This window comes from Pseudovibrio sp. JE062 (genome assembly GCF_000156235.1).
Lineage (GTDB): Bacteria > Pseudomonadota > Alphaproteobacteria > Rhizobiales > Stappiaceae > Pseudovibrio.
This window is the reverse complement of record NZ_DS996815.1, coordinates 47,139-71,610: the sequence shown is the minus strand read 5'-3', so window position 1 is coordinate 71,610 and position 24,472 is coordinate 47,139. Positions and strand designations below refer to the sequence as shown.

Sequence of the window (24,472 nt, the reverse complement as noted above, 5' to 3'; positions counted from 1 at the left end):
CCCCTTCCCGTTTCATCACTACATTGTGCCGGAGCTGCCTTGGCAAGGACGTGGGCTATTGGGTGATCCGTGAAGCGTGTAAGGCGCGCAGCGGGTGGAGCAATTTAGTTGATCCGAACTTCAAGATCTCCGTGAACATTTGCGGCAGGATGTTTGTTGATCAGTACATTGTCTCCCGCATTCAAAAGATTTTACAGGACACTGGCACTCCCGGGCATTTCTTAGAGCTTGAAGTGACAGAACGGATTGATCTGGACCGTGCACCGCATGCCATTGAGAACTTGCGTCAGCTGCAGGAGCTGGGTATCTCTGTTGCGTTTGATGACTTCGGCACCGGCTTTGCCTCCATGAAGCATCTGCTGGATTGTCCGGTTGACCGGATCAAGATCGACCGTAGCTTTATGTCTGGCGTGCCGAACTCCGCCGTTCACAGCACCGCCTGTGCTCACCTCATCGAGCTTGCTCATCTGCTCGATATGGAAGTGACTGCCGAGGGTGTTGAAACCGAAGAGCAAATGAAGCTCTTGGAAAGCAGCGGCTGCACAAATGCACAGGGCTACTTATTCTCTGCACCTGCCGGAGAAGCTGGTTTTGCGGATTATCTGCGTGAGAGGCATTAGACAATTTCCTCTTTTACTTGAGTAAATCCACGCAGGCGGGGATGACTGAACATTTGTGACGTGATCATAATGCGGTTATATACTTCACACGCAGTCCGTGTGATTTGCGTATCAATCCATTGTTTTCTCCAGGTGTACAAATCGCTATGAGTTTCTCGGAATCCAGTAATCGTGCGCACGTCATTGCCCAAGCTCTTCCTTATATGCAGCGCTATGATGACCGACGTGTTGTTGTAAAGTACGGCGGTAATGCTATGGGAGATGACTCCCTTTCCCGCGCTTTTGCCCGAGACATTACTCTGCTGCGTCAGTCTGGTGTGCATCCTGTTGTTGTTCATGGTGGCGGACCTCAGATCGGCTCCATGCTGGATCGGCTGAACATCAAGAGCGAGTTCAAAGGCGGCCTGCGTGTCACTGACCAGGCAACCGTTGAAGTGGTTGAGATGGTTCTGGCAGGCTCCATCAACAAAGGCATTGTTGCGGACATCAACCGTGAAGGTGGCCGCGCTATCGGTCTTTGCGGCAAGGATGGCGACATGGTCACTGCCCGTAAGCTGCACCGCAAACATCGTGATCCAGATTCCAAGATTGAAGAAATTCTTGATCTTGGTTTCGTTGGCGAGCCTGAGGCGGTGAATGCCAAAGTGCTTGAGCTGATCCTTGAGCGTGATCTCATTCCTGTTGTTGCTCCTGTAGCTCCGGGGCGTGATGGTGCGACCTACAACATCAACGCTGACACCTTTGCTGGTGCGATTGCGGGTTCCTTGAACGCCAAACGCTTGTTGTTCCTTACCGATGTGCCGGGCGTTCTGGATAAAGACGGCAAGCTGATCAAGCAGCTGACCCGTGCTGGTGCTCGTGCTTTGATTGAAGACGGCACCATCTCTGGCGGTATGATCCCGAAAGTTGAGACCTGCCTTGAAGCCCTTGATCAGGGCGTAGAAGGCGTGGTGATTGTTGACGGTAAAGTCGCTCACGCTGTCCTTCTGGAACTCTTCACCGACCACGGTGCAGGTACCCTTATCGTACCTTAATGGCAGCTTCAGAGAGGCGAATAATGGTCGCCTCTCTTGCTATCCTTATTCTTTCCTGTTTTGCTTGGTATCAAACAACACTTATCGGCATTGCTGATAGCTGAACGGATAAGCATGACCAATTCCCCATTTGCCAGCGTTGAAAGCTGGATTTTTGATCTGGACAACACTCTCTACCCTCACCACTCAAATCTGTTCGATCAGATCGATCAGAGGATGTCTGAGTTTGTTCAAAAGCTCACTGGTAAACCGGCTGAGCAGGCCAGAGAGCTGCAGATTTCCTATTACAAAGAATATGGAACCACCCTTCGCGGCTTGATGCTGGAGCACAACATCGAGCCTGATGAGTTTCTTGAGTATGTTCACGACATCGATCATTCTGTACTGCAACCAAACCCGACGCTTGCTGATGCAATCAACCAGTTACCGGGCAAGTGCTACATCCTGACCAACGGGACGCGGAAGCATGCGGAGTCTGTGGCGAACCGACTGGGCATTACGCACCATTTCGAAGACATCTTCGGCATTATGGAAGCGGATCTGATCCCGAAGCCTGCGGAAGAGACTTACCAGCGCTTCTTGGTAAAGAATGGCATTCTTCCTAAGAAAGCAGCCATGTTTGAGGATCTTTCCCGCAATCTGGTGGTTCCGAACTCCCTCGGCATGCGCACTGTGCTTGTTGTACCTGACGGAACACGCGAGGTTTTCCGCGAAGATTGGGAGCTTTCCAGTGGCTCTGAGCCGCATGTGGACTTTGTGACGGACCATCTGGATGGGTTCCTGCACAATATCCTAGGGGAACTCAAGAATTAGGCTAAATACCTCTAAACACGATAGTGCTTCCGATTTGCATCTTAAACTCCAGTAAGGGCAGTTTTGACCAAAAATTGCAATTTTTGCGCATAATAAGGCGCAAACAGAAAAAATATCACGACTGGCTAGACGAATGCCTTTTTTCCCTTTATTGAGATTAATTCAAGAACTCATAAGGAAGGGCATTCGTCATGGTTTCACTGCGCGCGCTACATGCATTTTCACTGCTGGCTAAACACGGCCGAGCAGCTCGTGCCGCAGAGGATCTTGGCGTAACACCATCAGCCCTGACGCACCTGCTCCGATCATTGGAGAACGAGCTTGGCGCCGCACTGGTTATTCGTGATGGCCGCGGCCTTGCGCTGACTGAAGAAGGCCAGCGCCTGTCTTCCAATCTCGGCAATTCCTTTGACCAGATTGAGCATGCGGTGGAGGCTTTCCGCCGCAGAAGTCGTACAGAACTGCGCATTTCTACCCTTTCTACAGTTGCGACGCGCTGGCTTATTCCGCGCCTGCCGGACTTTCAGGAGAAACATCCGGATATTGAGCTGCTGATCTCGACCAGTATGCGCGTCGTGGACCTTGATCGAGAGTCCTATGATTGCGCAATCCGGCTGGGGGATGGGGCCTGGCCGCATGTTGAGCGGCATCAGCTGTGGCAAGAAGATCTGGTTGTTGCGTTTGCTCCTCAGTTGAGTAACGGTGATCCAAACCCGGACATCAAGCTGCTGGACAAGCTGAAGCTGCTGCACACCTCCTCCAGACGTGAAGACTGGCCTCGCTGGCTCAATGGTACTGGCCTGCCGCATCCTGACCAGACATCCGGTGCGATGTTTGAAAGCCGGAATATGGCTATTCAGGCGGCTGTTGCTGGTATGGGCGCGATTGCAATCGACACCCGCTTTGTTGAACAGGAAGTGGCTGCAGGCCATCTTGTTGTTCCTGACTGGCCTCGCCTGTCGCTGGAAAGCGGCTACTGGTTTGTGCGAAATGCGAACCGTCCGCTGACCCGTCCGGTTGCTTCTTTCCATAAATGGCTCATGGAACAATCCCAGCAGCCATTCAAGGCACCTGAAACAACCTAAATCGATAGATGAGACAACCGGAAGTCTGAGAGTATTGACTTCTGGTTGGTGCTTGCGTACCCCTCGGTAGCTCTAATTCGTAACCCATTAATTGTGAGAGTCTGCCGCCAATGAGCCAGATTGATCTTGCGGCCCTAGAGGCCACCATCAACGCTGCATTTGATGACCGTGATAACATCAGCACTGACACCACTGGTGACGTGCGTGATGCAGTTAACACCGCACTGAACCTTATGGATCACGGCAAGCTGCGCGTTGCGGATAAAACCTCTGGCGACTGGGTGGTCAATCAGTGGGCCAAGAAAGCAGTTCTGCTCTCTTTCCGCCTCAACCCAATGCAGATCATCAAAGGTGGTCCAGACGACGCTCCTTGGTGGGATAAAGTTCCTTCCAAGTTTGATGGCTGGGGTGCTATCGACTTTGAAGAAGCTGGTTTCCGTGCTGTTCCTGGTTCCATCGTTCGTCGCTCTGCATTCGTCGGCAAGTCCGCTGTTCTGATGCCTTCCTTCGTAAACCTTGGTGCGTTTGTTGATGAAGGCACAATGGTTGATACATGGGTGACTGTTGGTTCCTGTGCGCAGATCGGTAAAAACGTTCACCTTTCCGGCGGCGTTGGCATCGGTGGTGTTCTTGAGCCGCTTCAGGCTGGCCCGGTTATCATTGAAGACAACTGCTTCATCGGTGCTCGTTCTGAGGTTGTTGAAGGCGTTATCGTTCGTGAAGGTGCCGTGCTCTCCATGGGCGTGTTCATCTCCGCGACTACCAAAATTGTAGACCGCACCACCGGTGAAATCTTCTACGGTGAAGTTCCTGCGTACTCTGTTGTTGTTCCGGGTTCCATGCCAGGCAAGCCGCTTCCAGATGGCACTCCAGGTCCAAACCTGGGCTGTGCGGTTATCGTGAAGCGCGTTGATGCACAGACCCGTGCGAAAACTTCAGTGAACGATCTGCTGCGCGACTAAGAATTCTGATCAGTTTTGATCGATCAAAGCCGGGGCAAACGCTCCGGCTTTTTTCTTGGCTACTTCCTTCAAATTTCCTCTGTTCTGCAGCTGGGCTTAACCTAAATTGCAGCCCGGTTACGCTATGAACACATTCCCTCAAGATGTCGGTTGCTTCGCCTGAACGCATGAGTATATTGCGCTTAGATTTTGTGAGGCCCCATGAATAAGAACAGCAATCTGCACAAACTGGTTTTCCCGCTGGATCCGCATGACTGGCACGGCATTGAAAGTGAAACTGTGTGGGTACGCTCGCTCGGTGGCAATCGCTATAAGCTGGAGAACACTCCGTTCTTTGCTTGCGGCGTGGCCAATGGTGATGAGCTGCTGGCAAATCGTGAAAAAGGGCAGCTGGTCTTTGACAAGGTGGCCAAGGCTTCCGGTCACTCCACCTACCGCATCATGGTGGAAGAGACGACACAGCCAGACGAGTTCTCCAAGCAGTGGGCCAAGCTTGAAAAGCTGGGTTGCACCTGCGAGGACATTGATGCGGACCCACCACTCTTTAGCGTAGACATTCCTGCCAGCGTGGATATCCACGTTGCCTACGCTATTTTGGAGGAAGGTGAAGGCTTGGGCATCTGGGCGTTTGAAGAAGGCCACTGCGGCCACCAGATCTAAATCCTCGCTCAGCGCTAAAGCAGTTCACGTTTAAGCTGAAGTGCTTGATCTGCTTTAGCTTTTTTTCTTGCGTATCTTGATCTGAAAACCGGTGTCCACTTTTCAGAGATACGCTTGAGCTGATTAGAAACACCAATATCACCGCATGGCTCTCCGTGCGGTGTTTGTGTTTGAGGACCCCGTTTCAACGGGTGGAGCAAGGCGAACAGGCTCTGCCTGCGCTACTTGTTAGAAATGTTTCTTCGGCATCAGCTGTTCGCCTCGCCCGGGCCTTTTATCATGAACACGCGGGCTCCCTCTCGAACAGACGCGACAGGCACGTTTGCGCATCACAGATGCGCTTCCATGCCTTTGACAGTTTCCTGTCACCACCGGACGCCCTCCGGAACGACCCCAAGCTCCCTACTACCACTGTGGTCTCAATAGGGTATGGCGCTTCACCGGACCTCCCAACACGATACGTTACCTCATGCCGGTAGCCCAACCCTGCCCACGCCACGGAATGGACGGTCCACTCCTGCCCGAATGCGTGGGCACGAGAGATAGGATAGGGCGGATTTTGGGAAGGGGGATAAGTTTTTAGGTGAAGTTCAGTTGCGTTTTGACTGAGTCCACCGCCGTCATCCCGCATAGGATGCGGGATCTAGCGCAACATTCGCTGATGTTTAAGCGAGACGCTCTGGATCCCGGATCTCCGCTACGCTTCGCCCGGGATGACACCATTGATGTTATAGCGGCAATCCCAGCTGCTTCAGTTCGGAGCGGAGTTTGTCTGCTTCGGAGAAGTGGAGCGCTTTCATGCCGACGTTCTGAGCTGCCTCAACGTTTTTGAGTGTGTCGTCGATGAAGACAAGGTTGGAGGCTTCGAGCTGGTTTCTTTCCAGAAGCACGTTGTAGATCGCCGCATCAGGCTTCAGAAGCTGCTCATCACCAGAGATTACGGTATCGATGAAGCTGTCAGCCAGGAATGGGAACAGGCGCTTTGCGTCCTCGAACTTCTCGCTGGAGAAGTTTGTGATGGCATATAGAGAGACGCCCTTTTCCTTCAGCTCGCTCAGAAGCGCAACGTTAGCTTCGATCGCGCCATCGAGCATTTCTTCCCAACGCTCGTAGTAGGCTTTGATCCACTCTTCATACTGCGGGAACTTTGCCAGACGCTCATCAATGGCTTCGCTCCAAGGGCGACCTCTGTCCTGCTCCAGATTCCAGTCGTAAGGGCAAACTTCATTCAGAAAATGTTCGCGCTCTGAAGCATCCGGAATGAGGTCCTTGTAAAGGTTCTCTGGATCCCAAGCGATCAGAACATTGCCGATATCAAACACGACAGCAGTAACTGGTGAGGACATGTGCCCCTCCTCTCGAAGCAATATATATCTGGGTCTTGTAGTATTGGTTCAGACGTGAGGATGCAATGCGTGGGACTACAAAATGGCAGTTGTAAGGCGAAGAGCTTATGCCTCAGCCAGAAGTGGCACTGCCGAATTCATATCACTTTTTGAGATGTAACTGGCAACTTGCTCGCCCATGCCGAAGCCACAAATGGATACCTCAACCGGCTCCACCTCCTCAACGTTTTCCAACAGCTGAAGACCTGAGTGAACGTTCGCCATCAGCTCTTGCTTGTGATCCGTCTTCAGGATCTGCTCAACAAGCGGCTGGGCTTCTTCTCTGGTCTTTGGGGCCTTGCCACCAAACAGGTCCGGCAGGAACACTGCGTAGCCTTCTTCTGCGATTTTCGCGGCTTGAAGGATCGCCTCTTCGGTCAACCCACCCCAATCATGAAAGAGCACGAGCGCCTGAAGTTTCTTATCTGTCTTGGGAACGATAATATACGCCAGGTTTCGTTGATGGTATTCCACCAGACGCAACTCAGCGGCTTGCAGAGATGCCGGAAGTGCCAATGTGGTTGCAGCAATGATCATAGGAATGCCAGAGTATTTGAAGTTATGTATAATTGAGATGCACGCCTCAATATATAACTTAATTTGATAATTCAACCACTGTAAACATGATTGGGCAACTATCCCGTCTGCTCTTGTACGTATAGGCAAGCAAAAAAGAAGCCGCCCTTTTCGTATAAGAAAAGGGCGGCTAAAACGCTGTGATCAACACCACTTTTGGGTCGATTATGCCTCGCAGATTGCGCGAGTCTGGCGTGCAATCATTGCTTCTTCGTTGGTTGGGATCGCCATGACCTTAACCTTGGAAGAGGCTTTAGAAATTGTGATTGCTTCCTTCGCACGAGCCTTGTTTGCTTCCTCATCGATTTCTACGCCGAGGAACTCAAGACCCTTACAAACGCCTGCGCGTGTCTGGGATGAGTTTTCACCAATACCACCGGTGAAGACGATCGCATCCAGACCGCCCATGACTGCGACCAGTGCGCCAAGCTCACGCTTGATGCGGTTGTCGTAGTAGTCGAGCGCGCGTTTCGCGTCCGGGCTGTCGGAGTTTTCCAGATCGCGCATGTCCTGCGAGATGCCGGAGAGGCCCTTCATACCGGATTCCTTGTTCAGCAGGTTCGCAACTTCTTTTGCGGACATACCTTTGTTTTCAATCAGGTAGAAGATGACGCCCGGATCGATCAGACCAGAACGGGTGCCCATTGCCAGGCCATCAACCGGGGTGAAGCCCATGGTGGTGGTGACGGACTTACCGTTTTCGATCGCACACATGGACGCACCGTTGCCGAGGTGAGCTACAACGACTTTGCCGTTGGCTACTTCTGGTGCCACGTTGTGCAGCTCTTCCGCGATGTAGTGGAAGGACTGGCCGTGCATGCCGTAACGACGAATGCCTTCATCGTAGTACTTGGTTGGGATCGCGTAGGCTTCGTTCTTGAACTCCTGGGTGCGGTGGAACGCGGTGTCGAAACACGCAACGTTTGGCTTGCCCGGGAATGCCGCTTTCGCGCCAGCGATACCAGCAAGGTTATGCGGGTTATGCAGTGGTGCGAGAGGGTTGAAGGTTTCCAGTTCTGCAGCAACTTCTTCCGTTACCAGCACAGGTGCAGAGTACTTGGAAGAACCATGAACTACGCGGTGGCCGATGGCGTCCACTTCAAGGTTTGGATCAAACTCTTTCAGCAGAGCAAGGATCACCTGCAGTGCGGTGTTGTGGTTCTGAGCTTCTTCTTCAGAAAGCGCACGATCCATGATCGTTACGCCTTCAGCAGATTTGCCCTTAATCCAGGCAGAGGCACCCAGACCATCGATCTGGCCGGAAAGCACACTTTCCTCGCCTTTGAACAGCTGGAACTTGATGGAGGAAGAACCAGCGTTCAGAACAAGAATTGTTTCGATTGTCATTATTATATTCTCAGCTATCCCGAATTACTCTGCAGCTTCTGCCAGATCCTGCTCACCGTTGAATGCTTCGCCAGTACGCAGGTAGTAATCGTACATGGAAGCCAGAGCACAGGATACGAGGCGCGCACGATCATTGTCTGCGCGGCTGGTGAGGATGATCGGAACGCGAGCACCGGTTACGAGACCAGCTGTTTCCGCATGTGCGAGGAAGGTCAGCTCTTTCACAACCATGTTGCCAGCTTCAAGGTTTGGCACGATCAGCACTTCTGCGCGGCCTGCAACAACGGACTCGATGCCTTTGGTGCGAGCAGCTTCAAGGTCAATCGCGTTATCCATTGCCAGAGGGCCGTCAACGATACCGCCTTTGATCTGACCACGGTCAGCCATCTTGGACAGCACAGCTGCGTCGATGGTGGATGGGATCGCCGGGTTAACGGTTTCCAGAGCAGACAGGATACCAACCTTTGGAGGCTGAATGCCGATAGAACGAGCAACATCGATCGCGTTCTGAGTGATGTCCACTTTGGCCATCAGGTCCGGCGCAATGTTGATTGCAGCATCAGATACGATCAGTGGAGTTTCACGGCCTGGAACGTCCATGACGAATGCGTGGGACAGGCGACGCTTGGTGCGCAGACCACCTTCGCGCTTCACAACGTGGCGCAGCAGGTCGTCGGTGTGCAGGTGACCCTTCATGACGGAGCGAACGCGGCCTTCGTGAACCAGCGCAACAGCTTTTGCAGCTGCGGAACCTTCGTCAGGTGTGTCGATCAGCTCGTAACCGGAGATGTCCGCGCCAATCTTGTCAGCAGCTGCCTGAATACGCTTTTCAGGACCACAGAGGATTGGAATGATCAAGCCAGCCTGAGCTGCCATGACTGCACCGCCGAGGGAATTTGCATCATCCGGGCAAACAACAGAAGTCGGGATCGCTGGCAGCTGGGACGCTGTTGCAACGAGACGATCAAAGTGCTGGTGGCGCTTCATCAGCAGGCCTGGCAGCTCTTCTGCATCGTAAGAGATGGACTTTGTTGGTGCTTCTACCTGAGCTTCACCTTCAGCAACCAGAGTGCCATCATCAACCTTCACGCTTGTTGCAAGACGGATGATGTTGTTAGGCAGCTTTTCAAGAACGGTGACGGTAACGTCGAGAACCTGATCCACTTTCACCTTGTTGTGGAAGGACAGGGTCTGATCACGGTAGACGCAGCCTGGACCTGGGAGGTAGTTGCCGACGACAGCTGAGATCAGAGTAGCGCCCCACATGAACGGTGCGGATGGGCCATCTTTCTTCTCAATGCCTTCCCACTGTGCATTTGGCAGGTGCAGAGGATTGATGTTGCCAGACGCGTGCGCAAATACGTATAGGTCATTTGCTGTACAGATGCGGGAGCGAGTGACGGAATCACCGACCTGGATTTGGTCATAGGTCCGATTAGTAGCCATTGATAGCCTCTTTTCATTTTCCACGTATCACTCCTGTCCGAGCTCAAGAGAAATTACGATAGGGCTCTTGAGGGGAGGACTCTGCCATACTATCGCAGCTCTGTGACTGTTCAGCGATACGTGCGTTAAATTCTTCGCCAAGCTTGGGGGGCTTATTCAACATTTGAGCTAACAAATCTATCGGTAAAGATCACAAAACAGCAGATTTTGGCGATCTGCGAAGTTATGACACATCAATCTTTAGATTACAGCGCTAAATCTTACGTAGTTACTCGTAGAGTTTACTAAGTGCAGCTGTCCTTATATTCCACGCAAGAAACTTTTCTTGGATGAAGGATAAAAGTATCGCGAAGCGTGATAGCTGCAAGTGTCTTATCTGAGGAAGTTACCAACTGCGCTATGTTATCGAATGCGTCACCCAGGATTAAACTGTGCTCTAATGAGGCTTCAGTAACAACATAGGTTTGGCCATTTACCAGCATTCCTTGTGAAAATGGGATACCAGTAGGCTCATTCCCTTTTGTCCAAGGTGAACTGTATGGGTTACTCCAGCTCCAAATAACCTCAGGTGTATCCTTTACAATGCGCACCATCCCGACCCTTACTCCAACTCCATTAGCATCAAAGGGTTTCATTTGGTGAGCAATTGCGATTTCGATATCTCCCATACTAGAGGAGACATCTGTAGAGCGCGCTACGAGATCAGCAACTGAAAAGGCTGTCTTACTTACTCTTCGATCATGAGATAGTGCAGTGACCATCTCAACCATTCCAAGAAACAAGACCATAACGAGTGGCAGCATCAGCGCAAACTCAAGAGCGGCAAGTCCTGATTGATCCGCAACAAGACATTGAGTTTTGCGCTTTTCGGCTCGCGAAAAATACCTTCTTCCGTGTAGCAGCTTGTTGAAAATGCATATCATTAGAACGGCTCATTTCTGAAAATTTCAGTTGCAACCAAGAGCCTCTCACCACCTGCAGTTACTCCGAAATAATCCAGCATAACCGCGCTTACCATTGGCCACGCACATACAACCTGAACCAAGACCACATCATTCCGCGTACCAGGATCCCATATTTCTTGCATAACAACATTATTGTCTTTGTCCAATAATGGTTCTGGTTTGGGAAGCTTCTCAAAGTTGTCGCGGTGCTGCACACTGATGAAGATTTTCTCGTCTACAGCGTTTAGAAGGCCTGCCCCGTTATCCAAGACATGTTTCTTAAACTTGCCCAGATCATATTCCGCATCATAAAAAACCTGGCCAGTCCTAATGTGACGCGAAGCTTCCGCGACAGCGTTGTCCAAAACGACTTCTACTAAGAAAGATAAGCCGAGCTCTAAAATAGCCATGACCATTCCCAACAGGAATGGCGCAATGATCGCGAACTCAACGGCGGTAACCCCACGCGCATTTTTTGCAAATTTGCCAATCAAAATTTTACTTTTGATCAGGCGTTGCAAAACAAAACTATACTCTTTCTTACATTCGGACATAATATATAGCCCAGTTGCTATTCTGTATTACTTGTAACAATTCCGTTTTCTGCCAAGTCATTACGCATACTGATCGTGCTGACAACTTCCTCGATCTTTCCCTTATTATCACCCAAGCGCAGGACTTCGTGGCAGTCGGGGTTGCAGGAGTAGGTGAAGCGGCTGTTGTTGCGTTGGATGGCGACGTAGCCGGCCATTTCGGCGGTTACGGTGATCAGCTCTTCAACAACGGGCTCGGAGGCATCGTTGAGTACAACGAGGTTGGTGGTGCCGTATGATTTGCCGGTGATGACGATTGTCAGGCGATCGTGGACTGTGACATCTGCAATGCTTGGGTTGCCGAGGATGATGGTTTCAGCTGGCTCCTCAAGACGAAAGACTTTCGCCTGATCAGCAACCACTTCCACATCTGCATAGGCTGGTGCGATTGAAGTTGCGGAAATGCCCGCAATCATCGCAGTCAAGATTGCACCAGAGGCAATCTTAGGCAAACGATCTGAGACCTGTTCTTGCAGCTTCCAAAACACGGCAAACCCCACCGAATAACTGTTAAATTTTACAAGTTATTTGTGCGATAATTTTAGTGAACGAAAACCTAATTTGCGTGTTTTGACGGGTCAGATATGCTGATAATGCGCTTTATGGTTAAGTCTGAGTAAACAGCCCTCAGGCCAACCGTTTTACTGAAGTCAGTGCACCAAACTCGTTCTCACCGATGCGTTTCAAAGCGGCCTGCAAGTTCTCATAGGCGACAGACATGGTGAAGCCATTGGCATGCAACAGAGTTTCGGGATTGGCCATAACACCGACATGCCCTTTCCAGAACATGAGGTCTCCACGTTGCAAGGCGGGTAGGCCGTTGGAGAGATCCAGATGTTCACCGAGCATGGCTTCTTGCATGTCTGCATCACGGGGAGCTTTTACACCGCCGGTTTGCAAGGAGAGCTGAATCAAACCAGAGCAATCAAGCCCGAGCGAAGAGCGTCCGCCCCAAAGGTAAGGCGTTCCCAGCATTGCTTCAGCGGCTTCCACCCAATCAGCGGCCTTATGATCACGCTTGACCAAGTGCTTGTTCACCACGAAGGAGCCATCTGCCAGTTTGGCGAACTCCAGCCCCCGTGTCGTTTCATGGCCAACAACGCGTAGGAGAGCCCCCATCGAAATCTGCCCCAGAACAGGGCGTTTCATCTCAGCTTCCGGATATCTGTAGGTGCGCAGGGCAGCAACTCTGTGGGTTGCAGTTTCGATGGTGCCAAGTGCGCTGGTTGGCAGCCAACCAACGTATCCATCAGTCGCAAGCTGGCCCCAGGACCAACCATCTGATGTGCTCTCGAAAACCTGGAAGGTTTCGCCAAAGTTCACTTCAGTATCGATCCCACAAGTAAGCTCTGGTCTTGCGCGCAGTTCAACCTTATCTGCTGCAACTGAGAACTCAGTCCCTTCAACAAAACGCTCAGCGTCCACCTGACCGCGATAGGCGGCTGAGGCGAGGTCTGGTCGTACCGGGTGTAAACGGCGGTCGAGTTGAGCAGTCATGAAGAGCCCCTTCCAAACAGAGTCCTGTAGTCATACCTGACTATCAGAGGACATGCATCCCGATTATCGTGGAAGATCCTGCGCTTTTTCAGAGACAAGATCGCCCAGTTGCTCCAGATAGAGCGCCCCAGCAACAGTGCGGGTGACGACGACGTTGCGGCGATCATTTTCATCACGCTTTCTGGAAAGCAGCTTGTTTGCGCCCAGAGTATCCAGAGCACGCGTGATGGCAGGTTTTGTTACCCCAAGTTTTTGCGCTAATCCGCGCACGGTGTGGGGTGGAGGCTCAAGATATACAGTTAAAAGAATAGACATTTGACGAGCAGTCAAATCCTGATCTGCCGCGCGTACCAATTCCAACACTACATCATGCCATAGCTTAAGCGCCTGCGACGGGCGGATCTCTACGGGCATATTTATTCGTCCTAATCCCTATTGCAGGCTAAAACCTAGCCTGCAAATTATTTCGGGACCCTTACCAGATTGAGGTATTGGGTATTTTTGACGGTGTAATCCGTATAGACCTTAGCCGAAGCGGGTCTTCAGCATATCAAAAAGTGCCCGGATTGCCTGAGCTTCACCGCCATGGGTTCTGAAATCTTTTTCGATTGGTGTCCAACCGTAGATATCCAAATGCACCCAGCTGCCAGCATTCTCAACGAATCTCTGCAGGAACAAAGCTGCAGTTACGGAGCCTGCAAAGCCTGCGCCACTGGTGTTGATGTTTGCTAGATCAGCCGTTTTGGAAGTGATGTACTTTTTGTATGGCTTCCACAATGGCATGCGCCACAAAGGATCGTTCACCGCCTCACTGTGAACTGCGATGGTTTCTGCAAGTTCTTCATCATCGGTGTAATAAGGAGGCAGGTCTGGCCCAAGGGCAACGCGTGCCGCGCCGGTCAGCGTTGCCATATCGATGATCAGCTCCGGGCTTTCCTCATCCGCCAATGCCAGCGCATCTGCCAGTACAAGACGACCTTCTGCATCGGTATTGCCGATCTCGACAGACAGGCCTTTGCGGCTTGTGAAAATATCTGATGGACGGAAGGCACGGCCTGAGATTGCGTTTTCGACAGCAGGCACAATCACGCGCAAACGGATTGGCAGTTCTGCTTTCATGATCATAGCTGCGAGGCCCAGCACATTCGCTGCACCACCCATGTCTTTTTTCATAAGGATCATGCCAGCAGCTGGTTTTACATCCAGACCACCACTGTCAAAGATTACGCCTTTGCCAACCAGAGTAATTTTGGGGTCGGTGTCCTTCCCCCAAGTGGCGTCAATCAGGCGGGGAGCTCTGTCACTGCCATTGCCGACTGCATGTACCAGCGGGAACTCGTTCTCCAGAACATCGCCCATGATGATCTTTGCGTTTCCGCCGTGGTCTTCAAACAGCTGAGAAGCTGCGGCTGCCAGCTCTTCCGGGCCCATATCGTTGGCAGGCGTGTTGATGAGGTCTTTCGCGAGGCGCGTGCCAGCAAGAACGGGTGCCAGCTCTTCAAGAATGCCAGCTTCAGAAATAACCAGTTGCGCTTTTGAGGCTGGCACTTTTTTGTAGGCATCAAACCGATAAGCTGCCAGAGAGAAGCCAAGCGCAATACCGGCATGATCTTCGAAGCCTTTGGAAAGTTCAAAAGCACCAGCAGGCAACTTCTTGTTCAGCGTTGCGCCGGTTTCCAAAGCGTCCTTCTGACCGCTGCCATACCCAAACAGAACGGTTGCGATTTCACCAGCTTCATTCGGCATAACAAGCGTATCACCAAATGCGGCCTCGAACTCCTGCGCTTTTGCCCAAGCCTGCGCCACTGGACCTGCCGCTTCGAGGTGCGCTTCCAACTCGCTGGTCGAGAGTGCGACCACTGGAATTGGATTGACTGTTTCTTCTGCAGAAATTAACGGACCGTGCACCGGGAGCTCCATTTTTAAGATGTGAGAAATCTATGATCTGTCCTGAATGGGCAGCGTTGAGGCAACCTAACCACGTTACTGGCTCTGTGCAAGACAGAGAGCAGCTCCCTCCCCTGCCTTACAGGGAGAGCGAACCGTGAGAGTTAACCAGAAATTAGGGTTAATATTTCATTTTCAAACAATATTTGAATTGCTTCGTTGCTGAGGGTTCCATGGCCGTATTTGACCGCACACACAAAACCAAGATGTCTACCGGCATTTTCAAAAGTGCGACAGCCGTCTCATTGCTGTTGGCTTGCGGGATTGCGCTTTCCGGCTGTGCGACGAACAAACCTCGGGCACAGGCTTCTGTTTCTCAAAGTCAGCAGTTAAAGCCAGGCTCACAGGAAATGCAGAAAGCGCTTGCCTATTGGGGCGGCGCTTATTCTAAGGATCAGAAGAACCCACGCACGATCCTGAACTATGCAGCAGCCCTTCGAATTGACGGCCAAGGCCAACAAGCAGAAGCAATCTTGCGCCGTGGTGTTATCGCCAATGCTGAGAACAAAACCATTGCTGCCAGTTACGGCAAGGTGCTTGCAGAAAACGGCAAGTTGCAGGAAGCGCTGAACGTCATCGACAACGCTTTTGACCCTGCGCAGCCAAATTGGAAAATGCTCTCAGCCAAAGCTGCTATCTTGGATCAACTGGGAGAAACCAAGCAGGCGCGCGCCACCTACCAGCAGGCGCTCAAGATCTCCCCGAACGAGCCATCTGTGCTGAACAATCTGGGAATGTCTTATCTTTTGGCCGGAGACCTGCGTAACGCCGAAACCGCTCTGCGCTCAGCTTTAGACACAGGTCGCGCCGGCAGCCAGGTCCGCCAAAACCTCGCCCTCACCCTCGGCCTCCAAGGCCGCTTCGATGAGGCCGTCCGCGTAGCACAATCCGACATCGACCCCCGCCAGGCCGCCGAAAACGTGGCGTACCTGAAGACGATGCTCGGGAAGGCGTGAGTTAGAAGTGCGCTGAGACTTTGATGACTGCTGGTGCAATCAATACGATAAACAATACAGGCAGAAAGAATAGCATCATTGGCACGGTAAGCTTTGGTGGGAGAGCTGCAGCTTTTCTCTCTGCTTCCTGCATACGCTCTTGTCTACTTTCCTCAGATAGAACGCGAAGGGCGTAACCGATTGGTGTACCGTATTTTTCTGCTTGAGAAAGCGCCACGACAACGTTTTTGACGCCATCCAATCCGGTTCTTTCCGCTAAGTTTTGATAAGCTTTTCTGCGTTCATCAAGGTAAGACAACTCTGCATTCGCCAAAATCAGCTCTTCCGCCAACGCTGTCGATTGTGGACCAACTTCTTCTGCTACTTTTTTGAAGGCAGCTTCAATAGACATTCCAGATTCAACACAGATCAACATCAAGTCCATCGCATCTGGCCAAGCTAGCCTGATGGATTCCTGCCTCTTCATCACTTTGTTCTGTACGATAATACTCGGGCCATAGAAACCAATCGCAGCCACACCCAAGCTACAAGCGACTACACCAGCAAAAGGGATATCCAGTTGGAGGATAACGACCAGATAGAAAAATGAGGCTGCGAAAAAAGCGACAGGGAGAATAATCTGCAAGAAGAGGTAGGTATAAAGAGGTGATACCCCCCGATACCCTGCCATTTTGAGCTTCTTGGCAACATTATCACTCGATAGCAGCTTCTTCAGGTCATATTTGTCAACAAATTCCCGAACGCCATCCTTCGGATTACTGCGCAGCGACACACGTTGATTTTCTTTTTCCTGAGCGAGACGATTTCGTTCACGAGAGCGGATTTTATCCCTCTCTAAAGCAACAGATTTCATTCTGCTTTTGAGATCATCTCTCTCAAAAAGCGGAGATAAAAGAGCGAACACAGTTCCTGACACTGCGATAAGCGTCAGGACGACCATGAAGATGTTGTTACCTCCCAAAGATACCAGATTCATGTTCGCTACCCTAAATCTTGAAGTCAATCATTTTGCGCATTACGAGGATTCCAATCGACATCCAGAACAAACCAATGCCAATCAGAACCAGACCTATATCCGTATCCACGAGTAACTTTATGTAGTCCGGGCTCAGAACGAATAGCAGGGCGGTCACAATAAATGGAAGGGATCCAATAATCGCAGCAGACGATTTTGCTTCCTGACTCACGGCTCGGATCTTCCCTTTCATTTCCTTCCGCTGGCGCAAAGTTTTAGAAAGGTTACCCAAAGCTTCCGATAGGCTACCACCGGCCTGAGCCTGAATGGTTACAACAATCGCCAGAAAGTTGGTTTCCTGCAGGGGTACTCTTTTGGGCAAAGACTGAATTGCTTCAGCAAGCGGCATCCCCATTTGCATTTTGTCCAAAACCAAGGAAAACTCAGTCCCGACAGGATCTTTCGCCTCTGAAGCCGCGATGTGCATGCAATCACCTAGCGGCATACCGGACTTGATGCCGCGCACAATGATATCAACCGCATTTGGAAACTCTTCAAGGAAACGATTGAAGCGCTTCTTCCTGGCTCTGGAAACATAAAAGCGAGGCAGACCAAATATGCCAACAAACAGGAGAGCTAATGAAATCCAGATCGACTGCCCTGAGAGCATGCTAACCAAAAACAAAAGCACACCGCAGATTACAGAATAGGCGTAGTATCTCGGTTTCGTCCAGTTGAGCCCAGCCTGCCCAATCCAGTCTGCAAAAATCGGTTTATCAGCGTTTTTCTTTTTGGCAGCCTGCGCGGCTTCCATAGCATTGAGCTGATCTTGTACGGACTTTCTGCGCGCCGTAATATCCAGCTTTTTATTGCTCCCTTTGAGACCAGAAATGTCTTTCTGGACCAAGCTTTCCTTTCGCTTGCCAAGCTTATCTTTTGAGAACAACGGCGCCAGCAAGGTGAACGTCACGCCGACGACGCTGATCATTATAAGTGCCGTAATCAGATAATCAGCCAGAGGAGACGCTAGGAAGCTATCGAGATTAGCCATGCAGTCCTCCTGAGATGTCTGAGGCGTCGAGCGCGCGGGCCAGGCGTTCTTCTTCGTTGAAGTATCTTGCTCTATCCCAGAAGAGTGGGCGACCGATGCCGGTTGAGCGGTGTTGGCCTACGATCTTGCCGTTCGCATCTTCACCAGTGATGTCGTAGGTGAAGAGATCCTGTGTGGTGATGACATCGCCTTCCATACCGACAACCTCAGTGATGTGTGTAATGCGGCGCGAACCGTCTCGAAGGCGGGCGGCCTGTACGATCACATCAATGGAGCCAACGATAATCTCACGCACTGTTTTGGATGGGAGCGAGAAACCACCTAGCGCGATCATAGATTCAATACGTTTCAGGCATTCACGTGGTGAGTTAGAGTGGATGGTGCCCATTGAGCCATCGTGACCGGTGTTCATGGCCTGGAGCAAATCGAACACTTCCGGGCCACGCACCTCACCCACGATGATACGTTCTGGACGCATACGCAGACAGTTCTTGACGAGATCACGCATTGTGATCTCCCCCTCACCTTCCAGGTTTGGAGGTCTGGTTTCCAATCGGACAACGTGAGGCTGCTGGAGCTGAAGTTCCGCACTATCTTCGCAGGTGATGATGCGTTCAGTGCTATCGATGTAGCGCGTCAAACAGTTCAGGAGTGTTGTTTTACCTGAACCCGTACCACCAGAAATAACCGTGTTACAGCGCACACGCCCGATAATCTCGAGAATTTCAGCCCCTTCAGGTGAGATAGAGCCAAAGTTCACCAACTGGTCCAGTGTAAGTTTGTCTTTCTTAAACTTACGAATTGTGAGGGCTGGTCCATCCAAAGACAGCGGTGGTGCGATCACGTTTACACGAGATCCATCCGGCAAGCGGGCGTCACAGATTGGGCTGGATTCATCAACGCGGCGACCGACCTGTGATACGATGCGCTGGCAGATATTCATCAGCTGGCGATTATCGCGGAACTGGATGCCGGTCTGTTCCACCATGCCATCTGTTTCGATGTAGACGGTGTTTGCGCCGTTCACCATGATATCTGCGATATCATCACGTGCAAGCAACGGTTCCAGCGGACCATAGCCAAGAACGTCGTTACAGATATCTTCGAGCAAGTCCTCCTGCTCGGCGATGGACATGACGAGGTTCTTGAGGGCGATAATGTCGTTGACGACATCGCGGATCTCATCCCGGGCATCGTCCTGTTCCAGACGGCTCAACTGAGAGAGATCAATCGCTTCAACCAGCGCATTGAAGATGGAGGCCTTGGTCGCATAGTACTCCTGAGTTCGTTTGTTCTCAGGTGCACTTTCCTTCGGCTTATCAGGTTGTTTTTCGACAACCGGTTGAGCTGGCTTTATCTTGTTCGGCGTTTCCTGAACAACAGGCTTTGTTGCCTGCGCCTGTACCGCTGGGTTTACAGGAGCAGACTTTGGTTTTTTGTTTCCAAATTCACCGTTGCCACGTCTACCAAACATATTCTAACGCCTTTAAATCAGCCCAAGGACTATTTACGGACTTTTTTCATTAGGGATGCGAAGAGAGATTTACTCTTCTGGTTCATCTCAGCCTTGCCAGTTACTTTCGCCGCAATCTCTTCAAACAGACCAGACACCGCATGCCGGCTATCAAACTCAGCAATCATCTGGCCATTGTTGGAAGCTGTACCAAACAGTGCTGGCTCAAATGGCATCGATGCCAAGGAAACTACATCCAACGCGCTGCTGAACTCATCAGGCTTGATCTCAGGACGCTTTGGAATACCAACCTTGTTCAGAACCAAGTAAGGCTTTGCATCATTCGGACGCAGTTGTCCGATGCTATCAACGAGGTTCTTAGCATTGCGCAGGTTGGCCAAATCAGGCTCCGCTACGATCAGAACTTCATCTACATGTGCAAGGATATGACGAACCCAGCCGTTCCACGTATGAGGCAAATCCAAGACAACTGTTGGCGTGCCCTTCTGCATCACTTCAATGACTTGATCGAACTTGTCGGTTTCAAAGTCATAGGTCTGATCAAGCGTTGCTGGCGCTGCGAGCAGGCTCAGGCGGTCATTACACTTTGAGAGCAAACGATCGAGCAGTGTGTCATCCAGACGCTCAGGTGAAGCAACAGCTTCCATCACGCCTTGCAGCGGGTCCTGGTTGAAGTCCAGACCAGCGGTTCCGAAAGGCAAATCCAGATCAGCAATCGCGACATCATTGTCTAAGGTTTTGGCGATGGACCAAGAGAGATTGTGTGCAACAGATGAAGCACCACACCCACCTTTAGCACCGATCACAGCAATCGTACGACCAAACGGTTCGGCTTCTGTATCTGAATAAAACTGGCCAATTGTATTGATGATCTGTGCGATATCGACTGGCCCAACAATGTACTCGCCAACACCGCGCTGAATGAGCGCGCGATAGAGGTTCACATCGTTTACACGACCGATAACCAGCACATTGGTCCCAGCATCACAAACTTCAGCAAGCTGATCCAGCTCCTCAATAACCTCATTAGGACTAGAGAGAGACTCTACGATCAAAAAGTTAGGTGTTGCGGCGCTTTGGAAGGTCTCTACAGCGGCTGGAATGCCTCCCTGTCGCACCATCGTGTGCGCCTTGGACATGCGGCGATCCAGACTTGCATTTTGGATCGTCTCAGCAGTCTGCGCATCCAAGCAAAATGCCTGAACAGATATCCGCGGGATGCTTACGAACTGAAACTCAGAGGTTGAGAGTTGCCCTGACGAATTTTGCATTGGGTCGTTGCCAGACCCCTTATATGCCAAATCACTCATGTTTTATCCCACTAGTTCTGCGCTACAGAGGATATCGCTGCGCCAACACCGGTTGCATAATCCCCAGCGGTTACTTCACCTGCCCGGTTCTTGGTCAGAACTACGTTTGTACGGCTTGGGTCATTAGGACCAAGCGTACGTGGACGCAGCAAATCGGTAGGATTGTCTACCACCGCGGCGAGATTTGCTTGCGATGCGCAACCAAAGTTATGGTAATCAAGATTCTGATGATTGACGACCATGCCAGTTGGCCAGTTTCCGCAATCTCGGACTGCTCCTTTTATCCGCATAAAGGAGAGGCGAACGGGAGCAGATGCAGCCATATCAGAAACAGAATATGACCTCATAACGATCTTGTTTGCTTCCATTCCACCTTGCTTTAACGCTGTTCTGATTTGCGGAGAAATTGCTCTCACCGCTGCCTCATTTGCGGATCCGGAAGGAACTAAAACTTCTACAAAACCATTTCCATCAACGATTGCTTGTTGACCAAAGGCTGCTACGGCTGTCTTCAGTGAACGGTTCAGATTTCTAGCTTCACCAGAAACTGGAATATCAAAATTCTCAGGCACTTCAGTAATAACAATCGGATGCCGTTTTCTGTAATCAATATCAGCAACAGTATGCTGTTCAACGTAAGATGACGTTGAGTTACAAGCAGCTAGCAATAGTAAACCACCTACAGATACGACAGTCTTCCTGATAAAACCGCTACACTTTGTAGAGGGTGACATATGTACACTCATTGAACGCATCCTCACTCGTAAATGTAGCCAATTTTACCGTGATAGCTGCCTTTAACAGGTGCATCTGTTGACCTGTAAATCCGGCTAAGCTGGTTTAGAAAAATCGTTGATTGATCACTCGGCGCTGCGAAGTTGTCATCCGGGCGCGCGATCTGAGAACGTGCAACTGGCCTTACGACATAAGGTGTTACAAAAATTACCAGCTCGGTTTGTTTATTGATGTAATCGCGGCTCTTAAACATGGTTCCAAGAATTGGAACATCTTTCAAACCAGGTATCCCATCAATTTCCTGACCATAATTGTGCTTCAACAAGCCGGCCATTACCAACGTACCACCTGATGGCAGCTCCAACGTAGATTCTGCGCGGCGTACTTTCAAAGCAGATACAGAAATTGCACCAGCCAAGTTAACCGCGCCTTCGGAACTCAGCTCACTAACCTCGGTTTTAATACGAAGTTTGATACGCCCTTCAGACAACACAACAGGAGTAAAATCCAACCCAACACCGAATGGTTTAAACTCCAAACTGATTTTGTTGTCTTCATAAGCAACTGGAATTGGGAATTCACCACCGGCCAGGAAACTTGCATTCTCACCAGAGACTGCAACCAGTGTTGGTTCAGCGAGTGTTTTCATCACTCCATCACGTTCAAGTGCCTTGATCGTCGGTACAATTGAACCACCACCAATTGGCAGCTGTCCTTGAAAAAGACCAGCATTCACAACTGACGGATTGATGTTGTATGCAGGCGATGTGTTAAATTTGACATCCAACGCACCAATAGACAATGCGCCTTGTAGGCTCACGCCTAACTGTTTGATTGTCGTGCGCTCAACTTCAGCTACCGTCACTTTCAACTGGACCTGATCTTTTTCAGCAACGGCGATTGTATTGACTATCTTCTTGTCGTCATTGCCAACAAACTTCAGAGCAATATCGTAAGCTTGCTGGGCTTCAAGAGCAGAAATAGCAGTACCGGAGAGAACAACACTCTCGTTTACGATATCAGCATTAATTGCAGAGTTTGGAAGCAGTCGCTGGATGAGTTCGATAAGACCAGATGGATCGGGTTGAACATTCAGATTAAACGACGCTAATTGTTTGCCACCATTACCAAACAAGACAAGAGAAGCCTGCCCTGTTTCGTTTCCAAAGACAAAAACACGATTTCTTGTTCGAACAACTGCATCTGCAATCTTTGGGTTCGAAACCAACACATCACGAACTTCTTCGTTTGTGTTCAGAACAATAGATCTTCCTTCACCCACATTCAGCTGGCGGACTTTGACGCTGTGTTGGGAGGTGACTTCTACTGTGGCTTCGAAGTTGGTTTGGGCTGTGGCCAGTTGAGGTGCGGTAACTGTCAGTGTCAGCGCCATGAACAGGTTTAGGAGAGCTCCGCTGAAACGGGATTTCTGCGGTAAACTTCTCGCCGGACGAATGTGTCGATGAAAAACCATAGTTTACCTACTAATTTCCGTTAACAGACTGGGAGGCAATCCCGTACTTCACAAACTTCACACCACCTTTCACGCGTGGTGGTTGCTTCACACCATCTTTTGAGTCCGCTGCGCTGCGCAGTGACAGCGAGAGCGTTCCCATTTGAGTGGCGCGTGCGATCGTCTCGGCTTCGTGAGGGAAGAGTTCCAGCGTGGCAGTCTGATCCGGTGACATGGCCTTTTCGCTGTTCTCTGACGCTGTCGTGGTGTCGATGGCGAGCACCTTGATGTTCTCGAGAAGCGTTTCACTGATGAAGCCTTCATCGCGTTTCTTGGCCTGCATGCTGATCAGCACGTCAACCTTATCGCCAGGAAGAATGAAACCACCCGCCGTGGAGACCGCGTCCACCGGCACAGCAACTGCGCGTTTTCCTTTTGGGAGGATCGCAGCAAGGAAGCCTTTGTCGGTGTTAATCAAACGTTCTGCGCGGATTGGTTCACCGCTGAACATTGCAGCTTTGATGATTTGGCCGAGGAACTCTTCGTCCGCCTGAGGACTGGAGCTTCGCAGGATCACGCCGTCAGATACAGATTCTTCCGGCCATTTGGCCCAGCTCAGATCACCCTCAGTGAGAGCGGTGCCGACTTTGAGATCCTGTGCGGCGACAAGAATTTCCAGAGAAGGTATTTCCTGTTCCTGCACAACGATGGTTTGTGCCGGCTCCCGGGAACCAGAAGACAGGTTTAGCCAAGCGGCCAATCCACCGGCGCTTAAAGCGATAATTAAAACTAATAATCTGGAGGCCTTCATGTGGCACCCACCCTCTAAGAGATTTGGCTAAGCAGCATTCGTTAACCCTAATTTGAGCAAAAATTGTCAAGACATAGTTAATATTCCGTAACAACACTACATTTGTAATTTTTACTTATGTGCATAGAGTCAATTTGGGAATATCTATGAAGAGCAACAGGTTAGCCCCAGTGAAGACACACTAGTTCCAAACATTAATACTTTGTTTAGATTAATTGCTCGCGATATGCTCACAAAGTTGGAATCTGCGAGAACCAGAGGGTGTTCGGATACACCTGAATCCCTGCTATCGCGATGGCTATTCCATAGGGAACACCGGACTTTTTATCGTGCAACTTCAACAACCACGCCTGCCCATGCATGAACTGCGGGAAGTACGGCACTTTTCGCAATGCCAGGATGACCAGCGTTAATGCCCCGCCATAGATGCTGGTAAGCAGGATGAAGTCCAACATGTTCATGGACAAACCCAGCCAGAGTGAGATTGCGGCTAGAAATTTGACATCACCGCCGCCCATCACACCCAGAGCGAACAATCCAAAGCCAATGACCATGACGCCGAAGCCTAATGCGAAGCTCATGCCCACTTGTTGGAGTGGTAGCTGTAGCAGGAAGGCCATGGCGACAAATGCAACGACAAGAAGCAAGTTGAGTTTGTTCGGGATTGTCATAGTGAAGAGATCAAAGAAAGCAGCAACTGCAAGCAGCAATGGAAATATGATCAATAGTCCATTTGCAATCATGTCGTGATCTCTCCCACAAATACCGTACTATGGTTTTGCAAGGGTAAATCCAAACAGGAGCTTAACGACTGATAT

The 24,472-nt window shown here is 50.7% G+C and carries 25 protein-coding genes; 7 read left to right on the top strand and 18 right to left on the bottom strand.

Annotated features, from left to right (window positions below; translation table 11 throughout):
* The 6 genes from PJE062_RS26610 to PJE062_RS22845 form a co-directional block, all read left to right on the top strand.
* A partial coding sequence (locus PJE062_RS26610) for an EAL domain-containing protein (RefSeq protein ID WP_198136899.1) occupies positions 1-620 on the top strand: 620 nt, incomplete at its 5' end.
* Positions 621-766: 146 nt separating this feature from the next.
* Positions 767-1,654: an acetylglutamate kinase gene (gene argB / locus PJE062_RS22865; RefSeq protein WP_037038074.1), complete on the top strand. Its 888-nt coding sequence runs from the start codon at positions 767-769 to the stop codon at positions 1,652-1,654.
* Positions 1,655-1,768: 114 nt separating this feature from the next.
* Complete coding sequence (locus PJE062_RS22860; protein WP_008552314.1) at positions 1,769-2,467, top strand: pyrimidine 5'-nucleotidase; 699 nt, start codon at positions 1,769-1,771, stop codon at positions 2,465-2,467.
* Positions 2,468-2,658: 191 nt separating this feature from the next.
* Complete coding sequence (locus PJE062_RS22855) at positions 2,659-3,552, top strand: LysR substrate-binding domain-containing protein (protein WP_008552397.1); 894 nt, start codon at positions 2,659-2,661, stop codon at positions 3,550-3,552.
* A 110-nt stretch (positions 3,553-3,662) separates the two neighbouring features.
* Entirely contained in the window at positions 3,663-4,514 is an 852-nt protein-coding gene (gene dapD / locus PJE062_RS22850; RefSeq protein WP_008552399.1) for a 2,3,4,5-tetrahydropyridine-2,6-dicarboxylate N-succinyltransferase, read from the top strand.
* Between the two features lie 201 nt (positions 4,515-4,715).
* Positions 4,716-5,174 (top strand): DUF4265 domain-containing protein, encoded by a 459-nt coding sequence (locus tag PJE062_RS22845; RefSeq protein WP_008552477.1) that lies wholly within the window; start codon positions 4,716-4,718, stop codon positions 5,172-5,174.
* Positions 5,175-5,902: 728 nt separating this feature from the next.
* On the opposite strand, the gene PJE062_RS22840 is transcribed toward PJE062_RS22845, so the two are convergent.
* From PJE062_RS22840 to PJE062_RS22795, 10 genes are all read right to left on the bottom strand, one after another.
* Entirely contained in the window at positions 5,903-6,520 is a 618-nt protein-coding gene (locus PJE062_RS22840; protein ID WP_008552401.1) for an HAD family phosphatase, read from the bottom strand.
* 105 nt (positions 6,521-6,625) lie between these two features.
* Positions 6,626-7,096: a dienelactone hydrolase family protein gene (locus PJE062_RS22835; protein ID WP_008552427.1), complete on the bottom strand. Its 471-nt coding sequence runs from the start codon at positions 7,094-7,096 to the stop codon at positions 6,626-6,628.
* Positions 7,097-7,300: 204 nt separating this feature from the next.
* Entirely contained in the window at positions 7,301-8,482 is a 1,182-nt protein-coding gene (locus PJE062_RS22830) for an acetate/propionate family kinase (protein ID WP_008552305.1), read from the bottom strand.
* Positions 8,483-8,506: 24 nt separating this feature from the next.
* The gene (locus tag PJE062_RS22825) at positions 8,507-9,928 is read right to left on the bottom strand and encodes a bifunctional enoyl-CoA hydratase/phosphate acetyltransferase (RefSeq protein ID WP_008552449.1); all 1,422 of its coding nucleotides are present in this window, start codon (positions 9,926-9,928) and stop codon (positions 8,507-8,509) included.
* A gap of 284 nt (positions 9,929-10,212) precedes the next feature.
* A complete protein-coding gene (locus tag PJE062_RS25870) occupies positions 10,213-10,851 on the bottom strand; it encodes a TadE/TadG family type IV pilus assembly protein (RefSeq protein WP_008552306.1) in 639 nt (212 codons plus the stop codon).
* On the bottom strand, positions 10,851-11,426 hold the full coding sequence (locus PJE062_RS22815; RefSeq protein WP_008552416.1) for a TadE/TadG family type IV pilus assembly protein: 576 nt from the start codon (positions 11,424-11,426) through the stop codon (positions 10,851-10,853). The genes PJE062_RS25870 and PJE062_RS22815 overlap by 1 nt, the downstream gene beginning before the upstream one ends.
* 17 nt (positions 11,427-11,443) lie before the next feature.
* Positions 11,444-11,953, bottom strand: a complete 510-nt coding sequence (locus PJE062_RS22810; RefSeq protein ID WP_208982447.1) for a pilus assembly protein N-terminal domain-containing protein — start codon at positions 11,951-11,953, stop codon at positions 11,444-11,446.
* 139 nt (positions 11,954-12,092) lie between these two features.
* Positions 12,093-12,962: a C40 family peptidase gene (locus PJE062_RS22805; RefSeq protein ID WP_008552318.1), complete on the bottom strand. Its 870-nt coding sequence runs from the start codon at positions 12,960-12,962 to the stop codon at positions 12,093-12,095.
* A 63-nt stretch (positions 12,963-13,025) separates the two neighbouring features.
* Positions 13,026-13,376, bottom strand: a complete 351-nt coding sequence (locus PJE062_RS22800; protein ID WP_037038072.1) for a MarR family transcriptional regulator — start codon at positions 13,374-13,376, stop codon at positions 13,026-13,028.
* Between the two features lie 111 nt (positions 13,377-13,487).
* The gene (locus PJE062_RS22795) at positions 13,488-14,870 is read right to left on the bottom strand and encodes a M17 family metallopeptidase (protein ID WP_008552487.1); all 1,383 of its coding nucleotides are present in this window, start codon (positions 14,868-14,870) and stop codon (positions 13,488-13,490) included.
* A 212-nt stretch (positions 14,871-15,082) separates the two neighbouring features.
* Here PJE062_RS22795 and PJE062_RS22790 point away from each other — a divergent pair, with 212 nt between their 5' ends.
* Positions 15,083-15,865, top strand: a complete 783-nt coding sequence (locus tag PJE062_RS22790) for a tetratricopeptide repeat protein (protein WP_008552484.1) — start codon at positions 15,083-15,085, stop codon at positions 15,863-15,865.
* 1 nt (position 15,866) lies between these two features.
* Here the strand turns inward: PJE062_RS22790 and PJE062_RS22785 are convergent, their stop codons facing one another.
* The 8 genes from PJE062_RS22785 to PJE062_RS22750 form a co-directional block, all read right to left on the bottom strand.
* Positions 15,867-16,841, bottom strand: a complete 975-nt coding sequence (locus tag PJE062_RS22785; protein WP_008552332.1) for a type II secretion system F family protein — start codon at positions 16,839-16,841, stop codon at positions 15,867-15,869.
* Positions 16,842-16,851: 10 nt separating this feature from the next.
* The gene (locus tag PJE062_RS22780; RefSeq protein WP_008552430.1) at positions 16,852-17,871 is read right to left on the bottom strand and encodes a type II secretion system F family protein; all 1,020 of its coding nucleotides are present in this window, start codon (positions 17,869-17,871) and stop codon (positions 16,852-16,854) included.
* Positions 17,864-19,345: a CpaF family protein gene (locus tag PJE062_RS22775; RefSeq protein ID WP_008552423.1), complete on the bottom strand. Its 1,482-nt coding sequence runs from the start codon at positions 19,343-19,345 to the stop codon at positions 17,864-17,866. The genes PJE062_RS22780 and PJE062_RS22775 overlap by 8 nt, the downstream gene beginning before the upstream one ends.
* A gap of 29 nt (positions 19,346-19,374) precedes the next feature.
* The gene (locus tag PJE062_RS22770) at positions 19,375-20,655 is read right to left on the bottom strand and encodes an AAA family ATPase (RefSeq protein WP_037038070.1); all 1,281 of its coding nucleotides are present in this window, start codon (positions 20,653-20,655) and stop codon (positions 19,375-19,377) included.
* 11 nt (positions 20,656-20,666) lie between these two features.
* Entirely contained in the window at positions 20,667-21,401 is a 735-nt protein-coding gene (locus PJE062_RS22765; RefSeq protein ID WP_198136898.1) for a CpaD family pilus assembly protein, read from the bottom strand.
* A gap of 11 nt (positions 21,402-21,412) precedes the next feature.
* Complete coding sequence (locus PJE062_RS22760; RefSeq protein ID WP_008552351.1) at positions 21,413-22,783, bottom strand: type II and III secretion system protein family protein; 1,371 nt, start codon at positions 22,781-22,783, stop codon at positions 21,413-21,415.
* 91 nt (positions 22,784-22,874) lie between these two features.
* On the bottom strand, positions 22,875-23,654 hold the full coding sequence (gene cpaB, locus PJE062_RS22755) for a Flp pilus assembly protein CpaB (protein ID WP_008552322.1): 780 nt from the start codon (positions 23,652-23,654) through the stop codon (positions 22,875-22,877).
* Between the two features lie 230 nt (positions 23,655-23,884).
* The gene (locus PJE062_RS22750) at positions 23,885-24,397 is read right to left on the bottom strand and encodes a prepilin peptidase (RefSeq protein ID WP_008552307.1); all 513 of its coding nucleotides are present in this window, start codon (positions 24,395-24,397) and stop codon (positions 23,885-23,887) included.
* Positions 24,398-24,472 lie beyond the last annotated feature (75 nt).

What these genes read in the sequence shown, in the direction of transcription:
- argB (WP_037038074.1), top strand. Translation starts at nt 767, where the DNA reads ATGAGTTTCTCGGAATCCAGTAATCGTGCGCACGTCATTGCCCAAGCT.
- PJE062_RS22860 (WP_008552314.1), top strand. Translation starts at nt 1,769, where the DNA reads ATGACCAATTCCCCATTTGCCAGCGTTGAAAGCTGGATTTTTGATCTG.
- PJE062_RS22855 (WP_008552397.1), top strand. Translation starts at nt 2,659, where the DNA reads ATGGTTTCACTGCGCGCGCTACATGCATTTTCACTGCTGGCTAAACAC.
- dapD (WP_008552399.1), top strand. Translation starts at nt 3,663, where the DNA reads ATGAGCCAGATTGATCTTGCGGCCCTAGAGGCCACCATCAACGCTGCA.
- PJE062_RS22845 (WP_008552477.1), top strand. Translation starts at nt 4,716, where the DNA reads ATGAATAAGAACAGCAATCTGCACAAACTGGTTTTCCCGCTGGATCCG.
- PJE062_RS22840 (WP_008552401.1), bottom strand. Translation starts at nt 6,520, where the DNA reads ATGTCCTCACCAGTTACTGCTGTCGTGTTTGATATCGGCAATGTTCTG.
- PJE062_RS22835 (WP_008552427.1), bottom strand. Translation starts at nt 7,096, where the DNA reads ATGATCATTGCTGCAACCACATTGGCACTTCCGGCATCTCTGCAAGCC.
- PJE062_RS22830 (WP_008552305.1), bottom strand. Translation starts at nt 8,482, where the DNA reads ATGACAATCGAAACAATTCTTGTTCTGAACGCTGGTTCTTCCTCCATC.
- PJE062_RS22825 (WP_008552449.1), bottom strand. Translation starts at nt 9,928, where the DNA reads ATGGCTACTAATCGGACCTATGACCAAATCCAGGTCGGTGATTCCGTC.
- PJE062_RS25870 (WP_008552306.1), bottom strand. Translation starts at nt 10,851, where the DNA reads ATGATATGCATTTTCAACAAGCTGCTACACGGAAGAAGGTATTTTTCG.
- PJE062_RS22815 (WP_008552416.1), bottom strand. Translation starts at nt 11,426, where the DNA reads ATGTCCGAATGTAAGAAAGAGTATAGTTTTGTTTTGCAACGCCTGATC.
- PJE062_RS22805 (WP_008552318.1), bottom strand. Translation starts at nt 12,962, where the DNA reads ATGACTGCTCAACTCGACCGCCGTTTACACCCGGTACGACCAGACCTC.
- PJE062_RS22800 (WP_037038072.1), bottom strand. Translation starts at nt 13,376, where the DNA reads ATGCCCGTAGAGATCCGCCCGTCGCAGGCGCTTAAGCTATGGCATGAT.
- PJE062_RS22790 (WP_008552484.1), top strand. Translation starts at nt 15,083, where the DNA reads ATGGCCGTATTTGACCGCACACACAAAACCAAGATGTCTACCGGCATT.
- PJE062_RS22785 (WP_008552332.1), bottom strand. Translation starts at nt 16,841, where the DNA reads ATGAATCTGGTATCTTTGGGAGGTAACAACATCTTCATGGTCGTCCTG.
- PJE062_RS22780 (WP_008552430.1), bottom strand. Translation starts at nt 17,871, where the DNA reads ATGGCTAATCTCGATAGCTTCCTAGCGTCTCCTCTGGCTGATTATCTG.
- PJE062_RS22775 (WP_008552423.1), bottom strand. Translation starts at nt 19,345, where the DNA reads ATGTTTGGTAGACGTGGCAACGGTGAATTTGGAAACAAAAAACCAAAG.
- PJE062_RS22770 (WP_037038070.1), bottom strand. Translation starts at nt 20,655, where the DNA reads ATGAGTGATTTGGCATATAAGGGGTCTGGCAACGACCCAATGCAAAAT.
- PJE062_RS22765 (WP_198136898.1), bottom strand. Translation starts at nt 21,401, where the DNA reads ATGAGTGTACATATGTCACCCTCTACAAAGTGTAGCGGTTTTATCAGG.
- PJE062_RS22760 (WP_008552351.1), bottom strand. Translation starts at nt 22,783, where the DNA reads ATGGCGCTGACACTGACAGTTACCGCACCTCAACTGGCCACAGCCCAA.
- cpaB (WP_008552322.1), bottom strand. Translation starts at nt 23,654, where the DNA reads ATGAAGGCCTCCAGATTATTAGTTTTAATTATCGCTTTAAGCGCCGGT.
- PJE062_RS22750 (WP_008552307.1), bottom strand. Translation starts at nt 24,397, where the DNA reads ATGATTGCAAATGGACTATTGATCATATTTCCATTGCTGCTTGCAGTT.